The sequence below is a fragment of the Marinobacterium sedimentorum genome (genome assembly GCF_024267675.1).
GTDB classification, from domain to species: Bacteria; Pseudomonadota; Gammaproteobacteria; order Pseudomonadales; family Balneatricaceae; genus Marinobacterium_A; species Marinobacterium_A sedimentorum.
Genome location: NZ_JALDYX010000003.1, coordinates 164,519 through 185,433, shown reverse-complemented (window position 1 = coordinate 185,433; position 20,915 = coordinate 164,519). Strand labels below are relative to the sequence as shown.

The 20,915-nt window shown below is 59.0% G+C and carries 22 protein-coding genes and 1 tRNA gene; 19 read left to right on the top strand and 4 right to left on the bottom strand.

Annotated elements, in window-relative coordinates; all coding sequences use genetic code 11:
• Positions 1-71 precede the first annotated feature (71 nt).
• The 13 genes from ruvC to nadA all read left to right on the top strand — a co-directional run bounded on the left by ruvC (position 72) and on the right by nadA (position 10,888).
• Positions 72-590 (top strand): crossover junction endodeoxyribonuclease RuvC, encoded by a 519-nt coding sequence (ruvC, locus tag MRS74_RS05105; protein WP_254579200.1) that lies wholly within the window; start codon positions 72-74, stop codon positions 588-590.
• The gene (locus MRS74_RS05100; RefSeq protein WP_254579199.1) at positions 587-1,267 is read left to right on the top strand and encodes a trimeric intracellular cation channel family protein; all 681 of its coding nucleotides are present in this window, start codon (positions 587-589) and stop codon (positions 1,265-1,267) included. The genes ruvC and MRS74_RS05100 overlap by 4 nt, the downstream gene beginning before the upstream one ends.
• Positions 1,264-1,890, top strand: coding sequence for a Holliday junction branch migration protein RuvA (ruvA, locus tag MRS74_RS05095; protein ID WP_254579198.1), 627 nt, complete (start codon positions 1,264-1,266; stop codon positions 1,888-1,890). Before MRS74_RS05100 ends, ruvA begins: the two co-directional genes overlap by 4 nt.
• A 35-nt stretch (positions 1,891-1,925) precedes the next feature.
• Positions 1,926-2,939 (top strand): Holliday junction branch migration DNA helicase RuvB, encoded by a 1,014-nt coding sequence (gene ruvB, locus MRS74_RS05090; RefSeq protein ID WP_254579197.1) that lies wholly within the window; start codon positions 1,926-1,928, stop codon positions 2,937-2,939.
• A 733-nt stretch (positions 2,940-3,672) separates the two neighbouring features.
• Positions 3,673-4,353 carry a protein TolQ gene (gene tolQ / locus MRS74_RS05085; protein ID WP_120785173.1) on the top strand — a complete coding sequence of 227 codons (681 nt, stop codon included), beginning with the start codon at positions 3,673-3,675 and terminating at the stop codon, positions 4,351-4,353.
• A 12-nt stretch (positions 4,354-4,365) separates the two neighbouring features.
• Positions 4,366-4,782 (top strand): protein TolR, encoded by a 417-nt coding sequence (gene tolR / locus MRS74_RS05080; RefSeq protein WP_254579196.1) that lies wholly within the window; start codon positions 4,366-4,368, stop codon positions 4,780-4,782.
• A 30-nt stretch (positions 4,783-4,812) separates the two neighbouring features.
• Positions 4,813-5,904, top strand: a complete 1,092-nt coding sequence (gene tolA, locus MRS74_RS05075; RefSeq protein WP_254579195.1) for a cell envelope integrity protein TolA — start codon at positions 4,813-4,815, stop codon at positions 5,902-5,904.
• A gap of 5 nt (positions 5,905-5,909) precedes the next feature.
• Positions 5,910-7,211 carry a Tol-Pal system beta propeller repeat protein TolB gene (tolB, locus tag MRS74_RS05070; protein ID WP_254579194.1) on the top strand — a complete coding sequence of 434 codons (1,302 nt, stop codon included), beginning with the start codon at positions 5,910-5,912 and terminating at the stop codon, positions 7,209-7,211.
• A 69-nt stretch (positions 7,212-7,280) separates the two neighbouring features.
• A complete protein-coding gene (gene pal / locus MRS74_RS05065; protein WP_254579193.1) occupies positions 7,281-7,811 on the top strand; it encodes a peptidoglycan-associated lipoprotein Pal in 531 nt (176 codons plus the stop codon).
• 6 nt (positions 7,812-7,817) lie between these two features.
• A complete protein-coding gene (gene ybgF / locus MRS74_RS05060) occupies positions 7,818-8,621 on the top strand; it encodes a tol-pal system protein YbgF (protein WP_254579192.1) in 804 nt (267 codons plus the stop codon).
• Between the two features lie 110 nt (positions 8,622-8,731).
• A complete protein-coding gene (queC, locus tag MRS74_RS05055) occupies positions 8,732-9,424 on the top strand; it encodes a 7-cyano-7-deazaguanine synthase QueC (RefSeq protein ID WP_254579191.1) in 693 nt (230 codons plus the stop codon).
• A gap of 55 nt (positions 9,425-9,479) precedes the next feature.
• A tRNA-Lys gene (locus tag MRS74_RS05050) sits at positions 9,480-9,555 on the top strand.
• Positions 9,556-9,835: 280 nt separating this feature from the next.
• The gene (nadA, locus tag MRS74_RS05045) at positions 9,836-10,888 is read left to right on the top strand and encodes a quinolinate synthase NadA (RefSeq protein WP_254579267.1); all 1,053 of its coding nucleotides are present in this window, start codon (positions 9,836-9,838) and stop codon (positions 10,886-10,888) included.
• A 176-nt stretch (positions 10,889-11,064) separates the two neighbouring features.
• Here the strand turns inward: nadA and MRS74_RS05040 are convergent, their stop codons facing one another.
• Positions 11,065-12,507 carry a M48 family metalloprotease gene (locus MRS74_RS05040; RefSeq protein WP_254579190.1) on the bottom strand — a complete coding sequence of 481 codons (1,443 nt, stop codon included), beginning with the start codon at positions 12,505-12,507 and terminating at the stop codon, positions 11,065-11,067.
• A gap of 90 nt (positions 12,508-12,597) precedes the next feature.
• Between MRS74_RS05040 and MRS74_RS05035 the strand changes: the two genes are divergently transcribed.
• Together MRS74_RS05035 and MRS74_RS05030 are read left to right on the top strand one after the other, a co-directional pair.
• The gene (locus MRS74_RS05035) at positions 12,598-12,834 is read left to right on the top strand and encodes a sulfurtransferase TusA family protein (RefSeq protein WP_067380370.1); all 237 of its coding nucleotides are present in this window, start codon (positions 12,598-12,600) and stop codon (positions 12,832-12,834) included.
• A gap of 16 nt (positions 12,835-12,850) precedes the next feature.
• The gene (locus tag MRS74_RS05030) at positions 12,851-13,936 is read left to right on the top strand and encodes an AI-2E family transporter (protein WP_254579189.1); all 1,086 of its coding nucleotides are present in this window, start codon (positions 12,851-12,853) and stop codon (positions 13,934-13,936) included.
• A gap of 77 nt (positions 13,937-14,013) precedes the next feature.
• Here MRS74_RS05030 and MRS74_RS05025 read toward each other — a convergent pair whose 3' ends face one another.
• Positions 14,014-14,481 carry a peroxiredoxin gene (locus tag MRS74_RS05025; RefSeq protein ID WP_254579188.1) on the bottom strand — a complete coding sequence of 156 codons (468 nt, stop codon included), beginning with the start codon at positions 14,479-14,481 and terminating at the stop codon, positions 14,014-14,016.
• Between the two features lie 179 nt (positions 14,482-14,660).
• Between MRS74_RS05025 and dapA the strand changes: the two genes are divergently transcribed.
• The 4 genes from dapA to MRS74_RS05005 all read left to right on the top strand — a co-directional run bounded on the left by dapA (position 14,661) and on the right by MRS74_RS05005 (position 18,841).
• Complete coding sequence (gene dapA / locus MRS74_RS05020) at positions 14,661-15,542, top strand: 4-hydroxy-tetrahydrodipicolinate synthase (protein ID WP_254579187.1); 882 nt, start codon at positions 14,661-14,663, stop codon at positions 15,540-15,542.
• A 7-nt stretch (positions 15,543-15,549) separates the two neighbouring features.
• Positions 15,550-16,941 (top strand): NlpB/DapX family lipoprotein, encoded by a 1,392-nt coding sequence (locus tag MRS74_RS05015; RefSeq protein ID WP_254579186.1) that lies wholly within the window; start codon positions 15,550-15,552, stop codon positions 16,939-16,941.
• Between the two features lie 115 nt (positions 16,942-17,056).
• Positions 17,057-17,770, top strand: a complete 714-nt coding sequence (purC, locus tag MRS74_RS05010; protein ID WP_254579185.1) for a phosphoribosylaminoimidazolesuccinocarboxamide synthase — start codon at positions 17,057-17,059, stop codon at positions 17,768-17,770.
• A gap of 120 nt (positions 17,771-17,890) precedes the next feature.
• On the top strand, positions 17,891-18,841 hold the full coding sequence (locus MRS74_RS05005) for a 2-hydroxyacid dehydrogenase (protein ID WP_254579184.1): 951 nt from the start codon (positions 17,891-17,893) through the stop codon (positions 18,839-18,841).
• A 76-nt stretch (positions 18,842-18,917) separates the two neighbouring features.
• Here MRS74_RS05005 and MRS74_RS05000 read toward each other — a convergent pair whose 3' ends face one another.
• Both MRS74_RS05000 and rlmD read right to left on the bottom strand, forming a co-directional pair.
• Positions 18,918-19,541 (bottom strand): pseudouridine synthase, encoded by a 624-nt coding sequence (locus MRS74_RS05000; RefSeq protein ID WP_254579183.1) that lies wholly within the window; start codon positions 19,539-19,541, stop codon positions 18,918-18,920.
• Positions 19,538-20,887, bottom strand: coding sequence for a 23S rRNA (uracil(1939)-C(5))-methyltransferase RlmD (rlmD, locus tag MRS74_RS04995; protein WP_254579182.1), 1,350 nt, complete (start codon positions 20,885-20,887; stop codon positions 19,538-19,540). The genes MRS74_RS05000 and rlmD overlap by 4 nt, the downstream gene beginning before the upstream one ends.
• Positions 20,888-20,915: the final 28 nt, after the last annotated feature.

The following is a 20,915-nucleotide window of genomic DNA, read 5'->3' as shown; positions in this document are numbered from 1 at the left end:
TTTTATTTTGCGCAGCAGGGTACTTGAGTCGGTATCATGCCACAGGCGCACTCAGGGATAAGCGAATCTGTATGCTGATTCTAGGAATTGACCCCGGCTCGCGGATCACCGGCTACGGGGTGATCAACCATGTCGATGGGCGCAACGAATATGTTGCCAGTGGCTGTATTCGCATCAAGGGTGATGAGCTGCCCGGGCGGCTGCAGCAGGTTTACGCTGGCGTCAGCGAGATCGTCGAGACCTATTGTCCCCAGGAAATGGCAATCGAGCAGGTTTTCATGGCACGCAATCCGGACTCGGCCCTGAAACTTGGGCAGGCGCGTGGCGTGGCCATCGTCGCCTGCAGTAACCGGGATCTGCCGGTATACGAGTATGCCGCACGCAAGGTCAAGCAGGCGGTGGTGGGCAATGGTGGCGCTGACAAGACACAGGTGCAGCATATGGTGTCCTATCTGTTGAAATTGCCGGGCCTGCCCCAGGCCGATGCCGCCGATGCCCTGGCCATTGCCATCTGCCATGCCCATACGCGCAGCAGCATGGTGCGCACCCTGGGCGTCTGCGCCAATCGCAATGGACGCTGGCGCAAATGACCTACCTTGAGTTTGTCTACGTGGCGGATCTTGCCGGCGTCGCCGTATTTGCCACCACCGGGGCGCTCGCAGCCCAGGGCAAGCGGCTGGATATTCTGGGTGTGGTGGTGCTGGGCATAGTAACGGCGCTTGGGGGCGGTACGCTGCGTGACATCACCCTGAATGCCCACCCGGTGCTCTGGATCGGCGATACCCTCTATCTGTGGGTGGCCATTTTGAGTGCGGTGCTGGCCTTTGTGCTGTCGCGCTATATCCATTACCCCCGGCGCATGTTGCTGTTTCTGGATGCGCTGGGGCTGTCGCTGTTCGCCATTCTGGGCGCGCAAAAGGCCGTCGCCCTGGGGATGCCGGATGTGGTGGTCGTCATGATGGCGGTCATTACCGGTGTGGCCGGTGGCATGATTCGCGATATCCTCACCGGTCAGGTGCCGCTGATTCTGCAATGGAACGGTGAAATGTACGCCAGCTGCGCGCTGGTGGGCGCTCTGGTGTACGTGGTGTTCAGCCATGTCATGACCGAGCCCACGCGCTGGCTGGAGCTCAGTGCCATGACTATCGTGTTTGTGTTTCGCATGGCATCGATAGTGGCGGGCCTGAGACTGCCCGAATTCATCGTTGCCGGACACCGCCTGGAATCACCCGAAGAAGCCCGTAATCTGGAGAGAAAAGAGCCGTGATAGGACGTCTGAGAGGGGAATTGCTGGAAAAGCATCCACCGCAGTTGCTGGTTGAGGTGGGTGGTGTAGGTTACGAGCTCGAAGCCTCGATGAATACCTTTTACCGCCTGCCCGAGCGCGGCAAGCAGGTGGTGCTCTATACCCATTTCGTGGTGCGCGAAGATGCGCAATTGCTCTATGGTTTTGTCGATCGCGGCGAGCGCAGCCTGTTCCGTGCCCTGATCAAGGTTAATGGCGTGGGGCCCAAGCTCGCGCTGACCATTCTGTCGGGCATTGATGCCGACAGCTTCGTACGGGCGGTGCATCAGGGCGATACGGCATCGCTGGTACGTTTGCCCGGTATCGGCAAAAAAACCGCAGAGCGGCTGATCGTCGAGATGAAAGACAAGCTCAAGGAGCTGCAGGTATCCGGCGCTGGTGAGTTTCAGTTATCTGCTCCCGGCGAGCAGGTGCCCGTGGCGGGCTCTGATGCCGTCTTCGAGGCGGAGAGCGCGCTGGTGGCGCTGGGTTACAAGCCGGCCGAGGCGGCCAAGGCTGTGAGTCAGGCTGCCAGGCAGCTGGATGCCAATGTGGCCTGTGAGGCGCTGATTCGTCAGGCCCTCAAATCAATGGTCGGGGGTTGATGCATGGCGGACCTGGCGCAGCGGGGTAAGGTGGCATGATCGAAGCAGATCGTTTTATTGCGCCGCAGGCGAGCCCTGCGGAGGATGTGCTGGATAGGGCGATACGCCCCAAGACGCTGGCGGACTACGAAGGTCAGCCGCGGGTGCGCGAGCAGATGGAAATTTTCATCGAGGCGGCGCGCAAGCGTGGCGAGGCGCTGGATCACACCCTGATCTTCGGACCGCCCGGCCTTGGCAAGACCACGCTTGCCAATATCATCGCCAACGAGATGAAAGGTGCCATCAAGACGACCTCGGGGCCGGTACTGGAAAAGGCCGGTGACGTGGCGGCCATGCTTACCAGTCTTGAGCCCGGTGATATTCTCTTTATCGACGAAATTCACCGTCTGAGCCCCAATGTAGAGGAAATTCTCTATCCGGCCATGGAGGACTATCAGCTCGATATCATGATCGGCGAGGGGCCGGCGGCGCGCTCGATCAAGATCGAGCTGCCACCCTTTACCCTGGTGGGCGCCACGACCCGTGCCGGCCTGCTGACATCCCCATTGCGGGACCGTTTTGGAATTGTGCAGCGGCTGGAGTTCTATGGCGTTGATGATTTGGCGCACATAGTGGAGCGCTCGGCGCGTCTGTCAGGCACCAGTATAGCGCCTGAGGGCGCGCTGGAAGTCGCCAGGCGGGCGCGGGGAACGCCGCGTATCGCCAATCGTCTGTTGCGCCGCGCTCGGGATTACGCCGAGGTCAGGGGTAATGGCGAGATCGACCGGCAGACGGCGGATCTGGCGCTCAACATGCTTAGCGTCGACGAGCGCGGATTTGATCATATGGACCGGCGCCTGTTGCTGGCGATGATCGAGAAGTTTGGCGGCGGGCCTGTCGGTGTCGATAACCTGGCTGCGGCGATCTCGGAAGAGCGCGATACCATCGAGGATGTGCTGGAACCCTATCTCATCCAGCAGGGCTATATCATGCGTACGCCCAGGGGGCGCATCGTCACGGATCATGCGTATCTGCACTTTGGTCTTGAGGTGCCGGAACGCACTTTCTGAACACGGATTGCCGGTCGGCTTCGTCTGTTTCTGGCGGCTTCGCGGAGCCGCAATGGCCACCTTCGTGCACCATTTTAGGGCGGTTATGGCGGCCGGAATTCTTTTTATGTTGGCGGTGCACAAGCTGCTTGAATAAATTTTTGCGCCTGCTATTGTGGGCGCTGATTTCGCCCGACTGCCTAGAGGCCCAGGTCCCTGGTCCCTGCCCATCGCGCAAACGACTTTTGTCTGCTTACCCTTCTTCACCTCTGCTGCGTGCGCCTGTTAAGGTAGTGCGACAGTGTGCGTGGGGCGGGGTTCGAGCAGTGTTCTGTTCATTCTGCAGCAAGCTTGTGGCCGCTATGATGCGGCGCTCATGGATGTGGCTGAACCAAACTGCATGAGCGCTATCATAAAGCGTTCATCGGCAAGTCTGTGTTAGGGTCGATAAAGGCTGTCGGCAGGCTTTTGAGAGCGTCGAGAGCCTAGGAGGCTGTCCGATAATGCTGGCCGTAGCGAGAGCCGGCTGATTTGAGCTGGTTTTTACGGTGTTTTAAGGCGAATAGTGGTTCTATTTAACGCAAAAAGCACAAAAAACAGCCAAATTCAGGTGGTTCGCAGTAGGTTAAGTATTGTCGGACAGCCTCCTATTAACCTGTTGTGGTCTGTCCGTTGCACTAGGCATCAGAGAGTCCGATTTATCAACCGAGTCAGCCGGCACTCCTGGTGATCTGGCGCCTGAGAGGAATTTGTTGTGGTCGAGGAAATGTCGATCTGGAGTCTGGTGCTCAACGCAAGTCTGGTTGTACAGCTGGTTATGCTGATTTTGCTGTTGGCGTCCTTCCTGTCATGGATCATGATTTTTCAGCGTCGCCGTGTATTCAGTGACGCCAGCAAAGGCCTGGCGGTGTTTGAAGAGCGCTTTTGGTCGGGCGTTGACCTGGGTCACCTGTTTCGCGAAGTGAATCAGTCGCCGGACCCGGGTAATGGTGCCGAGAATATTTTTCGCTCCGGCATCAAGGAATTTACCCGCCTGACCCAGCAGCGCAATTACGATCCTGACGCGGTCATGGAAGGGATTCAGCGCAGCATGCGTGTCGCGCTGGCCCGTGAAGAGGAAAAGCTGGATCAGCATCTGCCGTTTCTGGCCACCGTGGGTTCTACCAGTCCCTATATAGGTTTGTTTGGTACTGTCTGGGGCATCATGAACTCGTTCAGGGGGCTGGCCAACATGCATCAGGCGACGCTGGCGTCCGTGGCGCCGGGCATTTCCGAGGCGCTGGTGGCTACGGCGATTGGACTTTTTGCGGCGATTCCGGCGGTCATCGCCTATAACCGCTTCTCGTCCAAATCCGAAGGGTTGCTTAATCGTTACGAGACTTTCGCCGATGAGTTTTCGAGCATTTTGCACCGTCGAATTCATTCGGCGGACTGATCAGGCAATCTCATGATTAGACGACAGAAGCGCAAGCGCAAGCTCAACGCCGAGATCAACGTTGTACCCTATATCGACGTCATGATGGTGTTGCTGGTGATCTTCATGGTCACCGCCCCCATGCTGACCCAGGGTGTGGATGTGGAGCTGCCCAAGGCCTCCGCTGACCCTGTGGACAGCAAGGACAGCGAACCGCTGATCGTAACGGTGGATGCTGAGGGTCAGTATTACATCAATATTGGTGGTGCCGAACAGTCAGTGGTCAGTGCTGAGGATGTGGGTGAGCGCGTGCAGAAGGTGCTGGCGGCGAATCCGGACAAGATGCTGTTGGTCAAAGGCGACAAACGAGTTGAATACGACAAGGTGGTCGGGCTGATGGTGCTGCTGCAGCAGGCCGGCGCACCCAGTGTCGGACTGGTAACCGAGTAGGTGTGGACCTTGGATAAGCGCAGTTATCTGGTGCCGGGCCTGCTTGCATTTCTGTTGCATGTGGCTGTGCTGTTACTGCTTGCCGGTCACTGGTTCGATCACGCCGATCCGCGGGAATTGCAACCGCGCCATATTCAGGCGCAGATGGTGGATCTGGGCGCGGTGAGTCAGGCGCTGGAGAAGCAGACCGAGCAGGCGCGTCGCGCAGAAGAGGCGCGCAAGAAAGACGAGCAGCGCAAGCTGAACGAACGTGAGCAGGCGCAGGAAAAACAGCGTCAGCAGGAGTTGGCGGCGCAGGAAAAGGCTAAAAAGGCAGCGCAGGCTCAGGAGCAGAAAGTTCGGGATGAGCAGGCGGCAAAGGAAAAATCGGTAAAAGAGGCCGAGCAGAAGGCTGAAACGCAGCGCCAGCAAAAGGAGCAGGCCGACGTTCTGGCGAAGGCGAAGGCGGCTGAGACCAAGGCTGCGGCTGAGGCGAAGCAGAAAGCCCAGGAACAGGCTAAACTCGCCACCGAGAAGAAAAAGCAGGTCGAGGATTTGGCGAAGGCTGCGGCTGACAAGAAAAAGCAGGCTGACGATCAGGCCAGGCGTGCGGCCGAGAAGAAGCAGGCTGACGAACAGGCGAAGCTTGCTGCCGAGAAGAAAAAACAGGCGGATCTGGCGGCCAAGGCCAAGGCGGAAACCGAAGCCAAGCGTGTCGCAGAAGCCAAGCGCAAGCAGGAAGAGCAGCAGCGCAAGGAGGCCGATAAGGCGCGTGAACTGGCGCAGCTCGAAAAAGAGCTGGCCCAGGAACAGCAGAAGATGGCCGCGGATCGTGCGTCGCAGCAGCTGACGGTGTCGATGGGTGACTATATTCGAAGTGAATTAGAACGCTATTGGCGGATTTCGAGCGCATCTCGGAATGGCATGGAGGCGGTGGTGGAAATTCGCCTTTTCCCGTCTGGGGAAGTCGATAGTGCCAACCTGGTGCTGAGTAGTGGTGACTCGGGATTTGATACTACGGCGGTGCAGGCGGTGTACAAGGTCGATCGTTTTTCTCGATTGACTGAATTGGATCCATTGACGTTCGAACGCAATTTCAGAAAATTCAGAGTTAAGTTCCGACCGGAGGGATTGAGGTGGTAATAGCGATGAAGCAAAGATTGCTGGCGTGCTGCGTATTGATGCTATTGGCATTCGGTGTGCGCGCCGAGCTGGTGATTGAAGTGACCCAGGGCGTGGATGCGCCGACGCCCATCGCTGTGGTGCCCTTTGGCTGGAGTGGCGGCACACCGTTGCCGGAGGATATCGCCGAGATCGTGTCCACGGATCTGTACCGCAGCGGTTTTTTTAGTGCCATGAAACGCAGCGATATGCTGAGCTTTCCGCAGCAGCAGGCGCAGGTGTTCTTTCGGGACTGGCGCGTATCGGGGCAGAATTACCTGCTGATTGGTCGCGTGACCTCGGCCGGTGGTGAGCAGCTGCAGGTGACCTATGAACTCTACGATGTGCTCAAGGAAACGCGGGTGTTCGGTGAGCAGATCAGTGGCTCGACGCGCAACATGCGTGATATGGCGCACTACATCGCCGATGCGGTATTCGAGAAACTCACCGGTTTGCGCGGTGCCTTCTCCACCCGTATCGCCTATGTGACCGCCCAGAATCAGGGCGGTGGCCGGCACCGTTACAGTCTGCAGCTGGCGGATGCCGACGGTGCGCGGGCCCGTACCATTCTGGAGTCCCGCGAGCCGATCATGTCGCCCTCCTGGTCCAAGGATGGCAGCAAGCTGGCGTACGTGTCCTTTGAAAGCTCGCGCCCGGGCATCTATGTGCAGCACCTGGCTACTGGCAAGCGCGAAAAGATTCAGTCATTTGCCGGTCTTAACGGTGCCCCGGCCTGGGCGCCGGACGGCCAGCGTCTGGCGTTGACGCTGTCCAAGGACGGCAACCCGGAAATCTATACGCTGGATCTGGCACGCCGTCAGCTGACCCGTGTGACGCACCATTACGGCATCGACACTGAGCCAACCTGGTCGCCGGACGGACAGTCTATACTGTTCACCTCAGACCGGGGTGGCCAGCCACAGATCTATCGTGTCTATCTGTCAGATCGGCGTATTGAACGGGTGACCTTTGAGGGTAACTACAATAGCAGTGGCAAGCTGACGCAGGATGGCCGTTTCCTGGCCATGGTGCATCGCAGCGCCGGTGCCGGAGCCGCTTTCAATATCGCGGTACAGGATCTTAAAACAGGACGTCTGGATATACTGACCCAGACGTCTCTGGACGAATCGCCAACCATAGCACCGAACGGCAGTATTGTGCTGTACGCGACCCAGCAGGGTAACACCGGTGTATTGGCGGCAGTTTCTCTCGATGGCCGGGTGCGCTTCCGCATGCCTTCGTCATCGGGCGATGTTAGGGAGCCGGCCTGGTCCCCCTACTTGCAATAGGACCGGGCTAACATTATTTTACTCTACACATTAGCGACCATGATGGTCGCTTCAAGGAGCAATAGAAGAATGCGTGCGTTGAACGTTACCAAGGTTGCTGCTCTGGCTCTTACCTTCGCATGGGTTGCAGGTTGCAGCTCCACCAGTACTCAGACTGACAGTGCAGATATGGGCGCTGGCATGGGCTCTGACAGCGGTGCCATGACCTCAGGTTCCGCCGGTATGGGTGGAATGTCGGGTTCAGAACTGCCGGCTGAAGTGGCAAACCTGCAGACTGTTTTCTACTTCGATTTCGATCAGTCTACCGTCAAGGGCGAATCTTTCGCTGATCTGGAAGCGCATGCACGCTACCTGTCGTCCAACCCGCAGGCAAGTGTTCGCCTGGAAGGTCACGCCGATGAGCGCGGTACTCGTGAATACAACATCGCCCTGGGCGAGCGTCGTGGCAACGCTGTTGCGCGTTTCCTGATGGTGAACGGCGCCAATGCAGGTCAGGTTGAAGTGATCAGCTACGGTGAAGAAAAGCCGGCAGTGATGGGTCATGGCTCGGATTCCTGGGCTCAGAACCGTCGCGTTGAGCTGAAATACGCTGGCCGCTAAGTGCCCATGACTGTATTCAGACTCAGGTTTCTGGGATTGCTGCTGGCGCTTGCGCCAGTAGTGGTTCTGGCTGCGGATCCTGTACCGGTCATTGAGATCGTGCCGGGGCCGGGGCAGAGCTATTCCAGTGGCGGTGCCGGGCAGTCATTTGGCACCCAGGAGGCGCAGCTCATGATGATGCTGCAGCAACTGCAGGATGAAGTGCGCAGCCTGCGCGGCCAGGTGGAATCACAGCAATACGAGTTCGATCGTATGCAGAAGGATCAGCTGGAGCGATACCGTGATCTAGATCGCCGCATGGGCGCGTTGATCACCGGTGCAGCCGCAGGGCCTGTGGTTCCTGAACTCAACTCTGATACGGCGTTGCCGGATGCGGCAGCCGCTGGGCCCGAAGGTGCCCCGATAGCGCCCACCTATAGTGCGCCCTCGACGCCAGCCGCAGCAGGCGGTGACGATCAGGCGTATCAGGAAGCCTTTGCGCTGGTGCGAGAGCGCAAATTCAATGAGGCGGCCGGCGCTTTTGAACGTTTTGTGCAGGACTACCCGGCGAGTGCCCGGCTGGCGAATGCGCACTACTGGCTTGGTGAAATTTATCTGGCCCAGCAGCAGCTGGATCTTGCCCAGACCGCCTTTTCCCGTGTAGTGGAAGGCTTCCCCGGCAGTACCAAACTGCCCGATGCGCTCTACAAGCTTGGTGTGCTGAATTATCAGCGTGGCAACACCGCAGAGTCTGCACGTTATCTGGAGCGGGTGATACGTGATTTCCCGCAAAGTTCTGCCGCGCGATTGGCGCAAAATTTTAAGCGCTAGGCGTCTAGGTTAGGCGTCTAGGCTAGACGTTTGGTGTTCGTTTGAGCCCGGCCTGTCCGGGCTCAGTTATTTGCTGCACTGCTCATATTTTTAAAAGCGGAAACTGTTTTATGACTCAATCCTCCCCCAAAGCCGTGGTGTTGTTGTCCGGTGGTCTTGATTCGGCCACAGTGCTGGCGATGGCGCTTGATCAGGGTTACGACTGCCATGTGCTGAGTTTTGATTATGGCCAGCGCTCGCAGACCGAGCTGAATGCTGCCCGTGCCGTTGTCAGTGCGCTGGGTGTCAGCGCGCACAAGCACAAGGTCGTTCGACTGCATCTGGAGGACTTTGGCGGATCCGCGCTGACCGACCATTCGATTGATGTGCCGGAGCAGGAGGTTGAGGGCGAGATTCCGGTGACCTATGTACCGGCCCGCAATACGGTGTTTCTTTCCCTGGCGCTGGGCTGGGCGGAAGTGCTGGATGCCAGGGCGCTGTTTATCGGCGTCAATGCGGTGGATTACTCCGGCTATCCGGACTGCAGGCCCGAATTTATCGCCGCATTCGAAACCATGGCCAATCTCGCCACCAAGGCGGGCGTCAGTGGTCAGCCGTTTCGTATCGAGACCCCGCTGATGAGTCTGACCAAATCGGACATTATTGCGCAAGGTCAGCGGCTGGGGCTGGACTACGGCTTGACGCTGTCCTGCTATCAGGCCGATGACCAGGGGCGGGCCTGCGGTGTCTGTGACAGCTGTCGTTTGCGAGCCAGGGGCTTTGAAGATGCCGGTGTTGAGGATCCGACCCGCTATCAGGCATAAAATTGGTTTCAGGGGTTGCATCGACGCTGAAAGTCTTTAGAATGCGCAGCCCATCGGGTCGTTAGCTCAGTTGGTAGAGCAGTTGGCTTTTAACCAATTGGTCATAGGTTCGAATCCTATACGACCCACCAAATTCGAAAAAGGGGAGCACTTGTTGCTCCCCTTTTTTATGTCTGTTTTTTATGCCCGTTCATTTTGTGTCACTATGGCGTCTCTGGTGGCAGGGTTCGCTTAAATTTTGGCAGCTATCAGTGCGCCTGGGCTTGCAGTCGTGCAGGGTCGGCACAATGTATGGGTAATCGGGTCAAAGAAAGTGACGGCGACCGCTGGCGCAGAACTGTGGTATTATTCTGCGCCTCGAAATTCACATCGGGTTTGTTGCCCCAATTTTGACAGACAGACATGACGCCTATGTTGAGCAAGCAGGACATCTCCGAGCGCATCCTGGTGCAGGAGCATTTAGCCAAAGAACATCTGCCGGACGACATGAGTCGCGCGGATGTCGAGCGCTATAAAGCGCGTATCAAGGCATTGCTGAAAGAAAAGAATGCCTGTCTGGTGGCGCACTATTATACCGAAGCGATTATTCAGGAGCTGGCCGAGGAAACCGGCGGCTGTGTCGCTGACTCGCTGGAAATGGCGCGCTTTGGCAGTACCCGCCCGGAAACCACGCTGCTGGTGGCTGGTGTGCGTTTTATGGGGGAAACGGCGAAGATCCTGAACCCGGAAAAACGCATTCTCATGCCAACCCTTGAGGCGACCTGCTCGCTGGATATCGGTTGTCCGGCGCCTGAATTCACCGCGTTCTGTGATGCACACCCCGACTACGAAGTCGTGGTGTACGCCAATACCTCGGCGGCAGTCAAGGCGCGGGCCGACTGGGTCGTGACGTCCAGCATTGCGCTGGATGTGGTTGAGCATCTGGCGGATCAGGGCAAGAAAATCATCTGGGCGCCGGACAAGCATCTGGGCGCCTATGTACAGAAGCAGACGGGCATCGAAATGCTGATGTGGGATGGCGCCTGCATCGTGCACGAAGAGTTCAAGGCCAGGGGCCTGCTGGATCTGAAGCAGGTTTACCCCGACGCCGCCATTCTGGTGCACCCGGAATCGCCGGCCTCGGTCATCGAGCTGGCCGATGCAGTGGGGTCGACCTCTCAGTTGATCAAGGCGGCAGCCGAGCTGCCAAACCGCGAGCTGATCGTGGCGACCGACCGCGGTATCTTTTACAAGATGCAGCAGGCGGCACCGGACAAGGTGTTTATCGAAGCGCCGACCGGCGGCAGTGGCGCGACCTGTCGCAGCTGTGCGCACTGTCCCTGGATGGCGCTGAATGGCCTGGAGAATATGGTGACGGCGCTGGAAGAAGGTCGTGATGAGGTGCTGGTTGATGCATCCCTGATTGATGCGGCGCGCCGGCCGTTGCAGCGCATGCTGGATTTCTCCGCGGCACTCAAAGGATAGGCTCAGGGGCTGGGTTCAGGGCTAAAAATCTTGCGAGGGTCTTGCGGCTCCGGATGCTTGCACAGGTCGCCCGATATCAGACATAACTAACAAGCCGCCTACCCCGGGTGGCTTGTTAGTATCCTTAATCTTGGTGCTTGCCGGGATTTTTTGCGTCTGATGGTTCTCGTGTGATATCAAAAATCCATTTTAAGATTTTCGCGCAGCTGCTCGGCGTCCGTCTTGTAAGCTTCCAGCCGCGCACGGTCTGACTCAGACAGCATTTTTTCCTTCAGTGCGAAATCTACCTGGCGTAGCGCCTTGTCGACGTCTGCCGTGCGCAGAAAATATTCGATGCGGGCTTCGTGCACGCGCAAAATCTGCTGTTCCAGGCCATAGCTTTCGGCCAGATTGAAGCGGCTGTCAATATCGTTGGGGTAGCGTCTGAGCAGTGATTCGTACAGGTGCGCAGCCCGGGCGGGTTTCTCCATGTCCTGCAGCAGGCGGGCGTAGGTTTTCTGTACTGGCAGGTTGTTGGGGTAGAGCTGATTCAGTTCGCTCAGGATCTGCTCGGCTTCGCTGTCGCGCTCGGCTGAGTGCAGGATTTCGGCCCGGCTGATGCGCACATAGAGATGCTGTTGCCAGGTGCTGTCCAGTTTGTCGAGCGCCTTGAGTGCCCTGGTGTGATCGCCGGTGGCGCTCGCGGCCATTGCCAGGCCGTAGTAAGCACGGTTGCTGCCGCTGCTCTGTGCCTGCGCTTCGAAACTGGCCAGAATGGCGCCCGGACGGTCGGCGTAATGTATCTGAAGGCGGGTGCGGGCGATATCAAACTCCGGGCTCTGGCGTTGGATCGCCGGAGCCGGCAACTGAGCGGCGCGGTTGAGGGAGTCGGCAATGCGGGATTGGGTCACGGGGTGAGTGAGCAGAAATTCAGGTGGGCGGTCGCCGTAAAAGCGCATCGAGCGCTGCATGCGCTCAAACATGCGCGGCATGGCGCTGGGGTCTATGTCGGATGATGCCAGCGCGGTCATGCCAAGACGGTCAGCTTCCTGTTCGTTCTGGCGGCTGAAGGACAGCCGTGCCAGTTCGTTGGCACCGAGCGTTGAACTCAGCGCTGCCGCACCCGCCTGAGCGTCGACCGCAGCCACCAGAATGCTGCCCAGCACCGCCGCCATCATGAAAGGGCGGTTGCGGCGTTCTTCTTCCAGCTGTTGGGCGAAATGGCGCTGGCTGAGGTGTGCCAGCTCGTGCGCCAGTACCGAGGCCAGTTCATCTTCCGCTTCGGCCGATAGCAGCAGGCCGCCATGTATGCCGACGATGCCGCCCGGTACCGCAAAGGCGTTGAGTGTCGGGTTGTCGACAACGATCAGCTCAAGCTGCGGCTGCTGCAGCGCGCTGTTGGCGGCCAGCTTCCACAGCAGGTCTTCCAGATAGCTGTAAATGATAGGGTCTTCGAGCAGCTTGGCGCGTCCGCGCAGCATCCGCCCCCAGGTATCGCCCAGGCGTGCCTCCTGCGACAGTGAAACGATGGACGAAGAGGTGTCGCCGATGGTCGGCAGGTTCTGGGCTGCCTGGGTTAGTGGCGGCATGGACAGCAGTAGCCCCAGCAGCAAAGGTGGGAGTTTTTTGGGCGCTAGCATGGGTTTCCTTATCATCAATCGCTGACGATTATCGTACAGAGCTTTATGCTAATATCCAGCTTCCCAAGCGACCCGGCAAGAGGGGTAATCATGGTAAGCGGTGAATTCGATCAGGTGCTTGATGCCAGTGGGCTGAATTGCCCGCTGCCGTTGCTCAAGGCCAAGCAGGCACTTAACCGGCTGCAAAGCGGTGCTGTGTTAAAGGTCATTGCGACCGATGCGGGATCGGTGCGGGACTTCAAGGCATACACCGACCAGTGTGACCATGAGCTGTTGCAATCGTTCACCGAGGACGAGCGTTACATTTACATTATCCGACGCTCCTAGCCTGCAGAGATTCTATATGCGCAAGATTTTCGATAAATGGATTGATCGGTATTTCTCCGACGAAGAGGCTCTGTTGCTGTTTGTGCTGCTGGCGGTGAGCCTGACGGTCATTATTACCCTGGGGCAGCCGCTGGCGCCGGTGTTTGCCGGTATAGTGCTGGCGTTTCTGATGCAGGGCTCGGTCGACTGGCTGGTCTCCCGGGGGCTGAATCACCTGCCTGCGGTGATGCTGGTGTTCGCTGCTTTTGTCGGCTTTTTCCTGGCCCTGTTGCTCTTCGTCATGCCGCTGGCCTGGAAGCAGCTCGTCACCCTGTTTAACGAGTTGCCGCGCATGGTGTCCCATGTGCAGTCGCTGTTACTGCTGTTGCCACAGAAATACCCCGACTTTATTTCCGAATCCCAGGTGCGGGATCTGATCCAGCTGGCGACCACGGAACTTAGCCAGGCCGGGCAGTGGGTGCTGACCTTCTCGCTCAATTCTCTGGGTAACCTGGTGGCGCTGCTGATCTACGTGGTGCTGGTGCCCATTCTGGTGTTTTTCTTTCTCAAGGACGGGCGCAAACTGGTGGGTTGGTGGGCGTCCTTCCTGCCCGAGCGTCGTCACATGATGACCAAGGTGTGGCGCGAAATGGATGATCAGATTGCCAACTACATCCGGGGCAAGGCGCTGGAAATCCTGATCGTCGGAAGCGTGACCTTTGTGGTGCTGGCCTTTCTGGGGGTGAATTACGCGGCGCTGTTGGGGATTATTGTCGGCTTGTCCGTGCTGGTGCCTTATATAGGTGCTGCGCTGGTGACGCTGCCGGTGGCGCTGATTGGCTTCTTTCAGTTTGGCTGGGGCACCGAGTTCATGTGGCTGATGGTGGCCTACGGCATTATTCAGGCACTGGATGGCAACGTGCTGGTGCCGCTGCTGTTTTCGGAAGCGGTAAACCTGCATCCGGTATCCATCATCGTGGCTGTGCTGATATTTGGCAGTTTGTGGGGTTTTTGGGGCGTGTTCTTCGCCATTCCGCTGGCGACGCTGGTCAAGGCCATTTTGAATGCCTGGCCCGGCAACCAGATGCCGGGGCTTCCCGGCGACGGCCAGTCGCAACCTTAAGTCAGAGCCTTGGCGTCATGGGTTCTTGGGGTATGGGGGCTGCGCGGGCGCCCTGTCGGACGGCCCGCGACGGTGAATCAGAGCGCCTTGACGGCTTCCAGCACGGCGTCGGCGTGGCCGGCAACTTTCACCTTGCGCCATTCGTTGCGCAGTGTGCCGGTCTTGTCGATCAGGAAGGTGCTGCGTTCAATGCCCATGTGCTCCTTGCCGTACAGCTTCTTGAGCTTGATAACGTCAAACAGGCCGCACAGGCTCTCATCTGTATCGCTGATCAGTTCGAACGGAAAGGCCTGTTTGGCCTTGAAGTTTTCGTGGGCGCGCAGACCGTCGCGTGACACACCGAAAATATCGGTATCCAGTGCCTGGAACTGCGCGTACAAATCGCGAAAGTTCTGACCCTCGGTGGTGCAGCCGGGGGTGCTGTCCTTGGGGTAGAAGTAGATCACCAGATTGCGACCGCGCAGGGCGCCGGAGTCTACCTGCTGGTCGCTGGTGGCCTGGGCGCTGAAGTCCGGTACGGGCTGGTTGAGGGATACTCGGCTCATGGGGATTCCTTTTTGGGTCAAAAAACGGGTACGCTTCGGGCGTGCAAATCGTATAGAATACTGGGCCTTTCTGCGAGATCAAACCCGCTGTCGGCTAAGCCTGCGGGGGATCCGGATCTCGTTGTACGAGTCTGGTGCGCACAGTACCATAGACCCGAATTTGTCAGATGGAGAAAGTAATGATTACTGGCAGTATTGTTGCGCTCGTCACGCCGATGCAGATCAATGGAGATGTCGACTGGGACGCTCTGGACAAGGTTGTCGATCTGCACCTGGATAACGGCACCGATTCGATCGTTGCCGTTGGGACCAGCGGTGAGTCCGCGACCCTCGATTATGACGAGCATTGCCAGGTGATCAAGCGCATCATCAAGCGCGTCGATGGGCGTCTTCCGGTCATCGCCGGTACCGGTGCCAACTCGACCCGTGAGGCCATCTCCCTGACCCGTCGCGCGGCAGACCTGGGTGCCGATGCCTGTCTGCTGGTAACACCGTACTACAACAAGCCGACTCAGGAAGGTCTGTACCAGCATTTCAAGGCCGTTGCCGAAGCCGTTCCCGTTGCGCAGATTCTGTACAATGTGCCGGGCCGTACCGCCTGCGACATGAGCAACGACACCACGCTGCGCCTGGCCGGTATCGACAATATCATCGGTATCAAGGATGCGACCGGCAATGTCGAGCGTGCCCGCGATCTGATAGCCCGTGCACCCAAGGATTTTGCGATCTACTCCGGTGACGATGCCACGGCGGTCGAGCTTATTCTGGCCGGCGGTCACGGCAACATCTCTGTGACCGCCAACGTGGCGCCGGCCGAGATGGCCGAGCTCTGCCGCCTGGCTCTGGCAGGTGATGCCGCAGGTGCCCGCGCACTGCAGCAAAAGCTGATGCCACTGAACACTCAGCTGTTTGTGGAGTCCAACCCGATTCCGGTGAAATGGGCCCTGTACGAAATGGGTCTCATTGGTCCCGGTATTCGTCTACCGCTGACGCTGCTGGCCGAGAGCTGTCAGCCAATCGTTCGTAATGCGCTGCGCGAGAGCGGCATCATTCAGGGCTGAACCCATCATGATGAAGAGTCAAACGCTGACCGGTGCGCTACTGGTTGCCGTGGCGGGACTGTCAGGCTGCAGCTATCTGTCCAACAATCCGCTCTACGGTGAAGGTGGCCTGGTGCGCAATCGCTCCCAGGACTACGAAGCTGCCCAGGCGCAGGCGCGGCTGGAGATTCCGCCGCACCTGCAGACCCGTGAGCTGAACGAACAGCTGGTGGTGCCGGTGGTGGGTGATACCGCCACTCTGCGTCAGAGCGATTTCCAGGTGCCGCGGCCGGAGTTCTTTTACGCCGACACGGGCTCAGAGCGGGTCAACCTGTCACGTCTGGGTAATGAAAAGGTCATCGTTGTGGATGAGCCCATCGCTGATGTCTGGCTCAAATTGCAGGACTTCTGGCGCTTCAACGGCATCGAACTGGCCAAGTCTGATCCGCGTCAGGGGCAGATGGAATCCGGCTGGATTCGCGTCGATGGCAAGGAATACGGTTTTGCCGATCGCTGGATCAAGAAGCTGACTTTCCAGAATGTCGATACAGATACCCGCAACAAGCTGCGCATCAGCCTCAAGCCGGACCCGGAAAACTACGATCGAACCTCCATTCGTATTGATCACGTGGCGTTTCCGTTCAGCCAGCAGGTCGAGACTATCGACTGGAGCGCTCAGGCCAGCAATGTCGGCTACAAGAGCGACATGATGTTCGACATGCTGCGTTACCTCAGCAAGGCCACGGCCGATTCCAGCGCGCAGAGCCTGCTGGAGCTGCAGCAGCGCGACAGGGCGCGGCCGTTGCTGGGGCGTGACTCGCGCGGCAATCCGACGCTGAAGATCGAAACCTCGATTGACAATGCCTGGAACCTGATCGACAGCGCGCTTAGTGCGGCAGAGATGGATGTGGGTACGCGGGATCAGGAACGGGGTATTTTCTATCTGACCTACACCACCACGACACCGGTGGAAGATACCAAGAAGGCCGGCTTCTTTGAGTGGCTGCACGGCGATCGTGGCGATATCAAGTTAGATACCGGCCTGTTCGAGCGCACCCTGGGCTTGGGTGAGTCTGACGCCGAGAATGGCATCAGCTACAGTGCCAAGCAGACCGACCGTCTGGTAGAGGGTGTGGTGGATCAGAGCGATCTGGCCGATCCAGACAACCTGGCCAACCGCGAAGGCTACAAGATCTGGTTTGCCGGCAAGGTTATCTATGTCTTTGGCGGTGCTGGCAAGGATGGCGGCCTTAACCGTGAAACCGGCAACTATGAATTCGTGGGCCGCTATCAGCTGCGCATGAACCGTACGCGCAGCGGTAGCTATTTGAGTGTCGACACGGCTGAAGGCATAGCGGCGCCCGCTCTGGTAGCAGAAGAAATTCTGTGGAGCGTCAAGGATCACCTGCCCGCCAGCTGAATTGAACCTGCATCGGCCCGTGCCGGGACAACCCCGGTGCCGCCGATGTCTAGAACCGCATCGGGGCTACGCCCGGCAAGATGCTCTACTGACAACTGTTTGACTGGAGATTTCGATGGAAAAGCGCGCAGAGCTTTATGCCGGAAAAGCCAAATCCGTATATGAAACCGATGACCACGACTACCTGGTATTGGCGTTCCGTAATGACACCTCTGCGTTCGATGGCAAGCGAATCGAGCAGCTGGAACGCAAGGGCATGGTTAACAACAAGTTCAATGCCTTCATCATGCAAAAGCTGCAGGCAGCCGGCATCCCGACCCATTTCGAGCGCCTGCTGTCTGATCAGGAGTGCCTGGTCAAGCGTATGGACATGATGCCCGTTGAGTGTGTGGTGCGTAACATCGCCGCGGGCTCCCTGGTGCGTCGTCTGGGTCTGACTGAAGGTCAGGAACTGGTGCCGCCCACCTTTGAGCTGTTCCTCAAGAATGATGCCCTTGGCGATCCGATGATCAACGAATCCCATGTCGAAACTTTCGGCTGGGCAACCAGGGAGCAGTTGGCTCGGGCGAAGGAGCTGACCTTTCAGGCCAATGTTGTGCTCAAGCAGCTGTTCGACGATGCCGGTCTGTTACTGGTCGACTCCAAGCTCGAGTTTGGTGTTTTCAAGGGTGAAGTCGTTCTGGGTGACGAATTCTCCCCGGACAACTGTCGCCTGTGGGACAAGGAAACCCGCAACAAGATGGACAAGGACCGTTTCCGTCAGGGCCTTGGTGGCGTGATTGAAGCCTACGAAGAAGTGGGCCGTCGTCTGGGTATCGACTTCGGCTGAGGCTGAGCGAGGATTGCTGACAGAGTAACGAGAAAGGGGCTGCGGCCCCTTTGTTGTATCTGAGCCAAAGAGCGCTCTATGGCGCTAAACAGATTAGACGCGCAGCAGGGAGTCAGACATATGCACAAGGCAGTATTTCTTGATCTCGAAAGCCTGGAAGATATCGACCTTGCGGCGTTGGCGGGCGAGTTCAAGTGCTTCGAAACCCACATGGCCACCGGGCCTCTGGAGGTGGCGGCGCGCATCCGCGATGCCGAGGTCGTGCTGGTCAACAAGGTGCGTCTTGATGCGGCGGCGCTGCAGCAGGCGCCAAGGCTCAAGCTGATCTGTGTGGTTGCGACGGGCACCAACAATGTGGACCTGGAGGCGGCGCAGCGTCTTGGTATTCAGGTATCGAATTGCCGCGCCTATGGCAATGACTCCGTGATTCAGCACGTCTTCGCGCTGCTGCTGGCGCTCAGTACGCGGCTGCTGGATTACCACCAGGCGGTGCAGGGCGGTCGCTGGCAGCAGGCCGGGCAGTTCTGCTTTCTGGATTTCCCCATCGCAGAGCTCGCTGGCAAGACGCTGGGCATTGTCGGTTACGGCAACCTGGGGCAGGGCGTCGGGCGCATTGCCGAGGCTTTCGGCATGAAGGTCATGGTCGCGCAGCGCCCGGGTGGGCCCGCTGAAGCGGGTCGTACGCCGCTGGATCAGCTGCTGCCCCAGGTGGATGTGCTGACACTGCACTGTCCGCTGACCGAACATACCCGCAACCTGCTCGATGCGGCGGCCTTCAAGCGCATGAAAAACTCCGCCCTGCTGATCAATGTGGCCCGGGGTGGCATCGTTGATGAACGGGCGCTGGCAGATGCCCTGCGCAGTGGAGCGCTCGCGGGGGCCGCCACCGATGTACTCAGTGTGGAGCCGCCAAGAGATGGGAATCCGCTGCTCAGCGGTGATATTCCCAACCTGATTGTAACGCCGCACAGTGCCTGGGGTAGCACTGAGGCGCGCCAACGCATCATTGCGCAGACGCTGGATACGATACAGGCGTTCGGCCGTGGCGAGGCGCTGCGGGTGGTAAGTTAGACCTCAGGCGGCTAGACAGACACATTAGAAAGGCACGTTAGAAGGGCTTGCCGGAAGGACTCCCTAAAAAGGCTTACTAGAAGGGGACGGGCGCCTCAAAGTCCAGTGCCTCGCCGCTGACAGGATGCTGCAGGCCGAGTTGCTCTGCGTGCAGCATCAGCCGCGGTGCCCGGGCGATGATCTCGGGCGGAGCGTAGAAGTTGTCCCCCAGGATAGGGTGTCCCAGAGTTTGCAGATGCACCCGCAGCTGGTGCGAGCGACCGGTAATCGGGTGCAGCTGAATGCGGCTCTGTACGCCATTACTCTCCAGTAGCAACCATTCGGTGCGGGCGGATTTGCCCTCTACGGGATCGACGATCTGCAGCGGGCGACGTTCCCAGTCACAGCGCAGTGGCCATTCCATCACGCCGCTGTTTGCCCCGGGGCGGCCTGCGACCAGGGCCTGATAGCGTTTGCGGGTTTCGCGCATCTGAAACTGGCGGCTCAGTTCGCGGTGGCTGGCCGCATTGAGCGCCAGCACCATGAGTCCCGAGGTGGCGCAATCGAGACGATGCACGATGCGGGCGGTGGGGAAATCCGTCTGTACCCGGTGCCACAGGCAGTCCTGCTTGTCGGGGCCGCGTCCCGGTACCGACAACAGGCCGGCGGGTTTCACGACCACCGCCAGCTCTGTGTCAGCCCAGATCAGGCTGTAGCTCATGGTGTCAGCTCAAACAGCGCCAGTGCCTCGACGTGGGCGGTATGGGGGAACATGTCCATGGCGCAGAAGCGGCTCAGGCGATAGCCGGCCTGGGTCAGTTCGGCGCCGTCCCGGGCCAGCATGGCCGGATTGCAGGATACGTACAGGATGCGCTTGGCCCTGTAACCGATCAGCTGGAGAATGGCTTCGCGGGCACCGGTACGCGGCGGGTCCAGCAGGATCAGGTCAAATCCCGTGCGGTACCATTTCTGATGGCGAAAGTCCTGGCTCAGGTCGTTGCGAAAGAAGGTCGCGTTCTCGATGCCGTTGGCCTTTGCATTGGCGGTTGCCCGCTCGGCCATGGCTTCGCTGCCTTCTACGCCAATGACTTCGTCACAGCGCGTGGCCAGTGGCAGGGTGAAGTTGCCAAGGCCGCAGAACAGATCCAGCACGCGATCTTGGGGCTGCGGATCAAGCCACTCTATTGCACGGGAGACCATCTGACGGTTCAGATCCGGGTTCACCTGCAGGAAGTCGCCAGGCGCAAATCCCAGTTCCAGCTTGAACGCCGGCAGGGCATAGGTCAGCGGTTGCTCAGCGTCGTTGCCGGCGTACTGAGTGCCCTGTGCGTCTTCGAGGTAGAGCTGCAGGTCGAACTGTTGGGCCAGGGGCTGCAGGCGTGCCAGGGTGTCAGCGCGCAGCGGCTTCTTGGTGCGCAGGGTCAGGGCGCCCCGGCTGTCACCGTACTGAACCTGGGCGTGGGTAATGGATTTCAGGTCGTCCAGGCCTGTGAGGCTATCGCGCAGTCCGCGGAACAAGTCCTGGGCGCGTATATCAAGCACTTCGCACTGCTCGATCTGCAGCAACTTGTTGCTGGCGCGGCGACGAAAGCCGATCAGGGGCTCGCCATTGCGCTGCAGCTGATTGATGCCGACGCGGGCGCTGCGACGGTAGTGCCAGGGCAAAGAGACCAGTGGCGCCTCTATCTGTTCCGGTATCAGGTTGCCAATGCGTTTGAGCTGGTCTAGTGCCTGGTCCTGCTTGAAGTGAATTTGCTGGTCGTGGCGCAGGTGCTGCAGGTCGCAGCCGCCACACTGGCCATAGTGCTGGCAGCCGGGTTCGCAGCGATCAGGGCTGGCGCTCAGTACTTCAAGGGTCTGGGCCTCGGCGTAGCGGTTGCGGTCGTTGTCGATGCGGGCCATCACCTGCTCGCCGGGCAGAGCGCCGGAGACGAACACGGTCTTGCCATCGAGTCGGGCAACGCCGCGACCTTCATGGCTCAGGCCTTCAATATCCAGGGTTTGTGGACTGCGGCTGGCACTCTTGCGGGCGGGGCCCCCAAAACGGATCGGTTTGCTGCGGCTCATGACAACTCTCGCTAGTGAATGGCGCGCA

Bases quoted from the DNA above. Each gene is read 5' to 3' on its own strand.
- ruvC (WP_254579200.1), top strand. From the start codon at position 72: ATGCTGATTCTAGGAATTGACCCCGGCTCGCGGATCACCGGCTACGGG.
- MRS74_RS05100 (WP_254579199.1), top strand. From the start codon at position 587: ATGACCTACCTTGAGTTTGTCTACGTGGCGGATCTTGCCGGCGTCGCC.
- ruvB (WP_254579197.1), top strand. From the start codon at position 1,926: ATGATCGAAGCAGATCGTTTTATTGCGCCGCAGGCGAGCCCTGCGGAG.
- tolR (WP_254579196.1), top strand. From the start codon at position 4,366: ATGATTAGACGACAGAAGCGCAAGCGCAAGCTCAACGCCGAGATCAAC.
- tolB (WP_254579194.1), top strand. From the start codon at position 5,910: ATGAAGCAAAGATTGCTGGCGTGCTGCGTATTGATGCTATTGGCATTC.
- pal (WP_254579193.1), top strand. From the start codon at position 7,281: ATGCGTGCGTTGAACGTTACCAAGGTTGCTGCTCTGGCTCTTACCTTC.
- ybgF (WP_254579192.1), top strand. From the start codon at position 7,818: ATGACTGTATTCAGACTCAGGTTTCTGGGATTGCTGCTGGCGCTTGCG.
- queC (WP_254579191.1), top strand. From the start codon at position 8,732: ATGACTCAATCCTCCCCCAAAGCCGTGGTGTTGTTGTCCGGTGGTCTT.
- nadA (WP_254579267.1), top strand. From the start codon at position 9,836: ATGTTGAGCAAGCAGGACATCTCCGAGCGCATCCTGGTGCAGGAGCAT.
- MRS74_RS05040 (WP_254579190.1), bottom strand. From the start codon at position 12,507: ATGCTAGCGCCCAAAAAACTCCCACCTTTGCTGCTGGGGCTACTGCTG.
- MRS74_RS05035 (WP_067380370.1), top strand. From the start codon at position 12,598: ATGGTAAGCGGTGAATTCGATCAGGTGCTTGATGCCAGTGGGCTGAAT.
- MRS74_RS05030 (WP_254579189.1), top strand. From the start codon at position 12,851: ATGCGCAAGATTTTCGATAAATGGATTGATCGGTATTTCTCCGACGAA.
- MRS74_RS05025 (WP_254579188.1), bottom strand. From the start codon at position 14,481: ATGAGCCGAGTATCCCTCAACCAGCCCGTACCGGACTTCAGCGCCCAG.
- dapA (WP_254579187.1), top strand. From the start codon at position 14,661: ATGATTACTGGCAGTATTGTTGCGCTCGTCACGCCGATGCAGATCAAT.
- MRS74_RS05015 (WP_254579186.1), top strand. From the start codon at position 15,550: ATGATGAAGAGTCAAACGCTGACCGGTGCGCTACTGGTTGCCGTGGCG.
- purC (WP_254579185.1), top strand. From the start codon at position 17,057: ATGGAAAAGCGCGCAGAGCTTTATGCCGGAAAAGCCAAATCCGTATAT.
- MRS74_RS05005 (WP_254579184.1), top strand. From the start codon at position 17,891: ATGCACAAGGCAGTATTTCTTGATCTCGAAAGCCTGGAAGATATCGAC.
- MRS74_RS05000 (WP_254579183.1), bottom strand. From the start codon at position 19,541: ATGAGCTACAGCCTGATCTGGGCTGACACAGAGCTGGCGGTGGTCGTG.
- rlmD (WP_254579182.1), bottom strand. From the start codon at position 20,887: ATGAGCCGCAGCAAACCGATCCGTTTTGGGGGCCCCGCCCGCAAGAGT.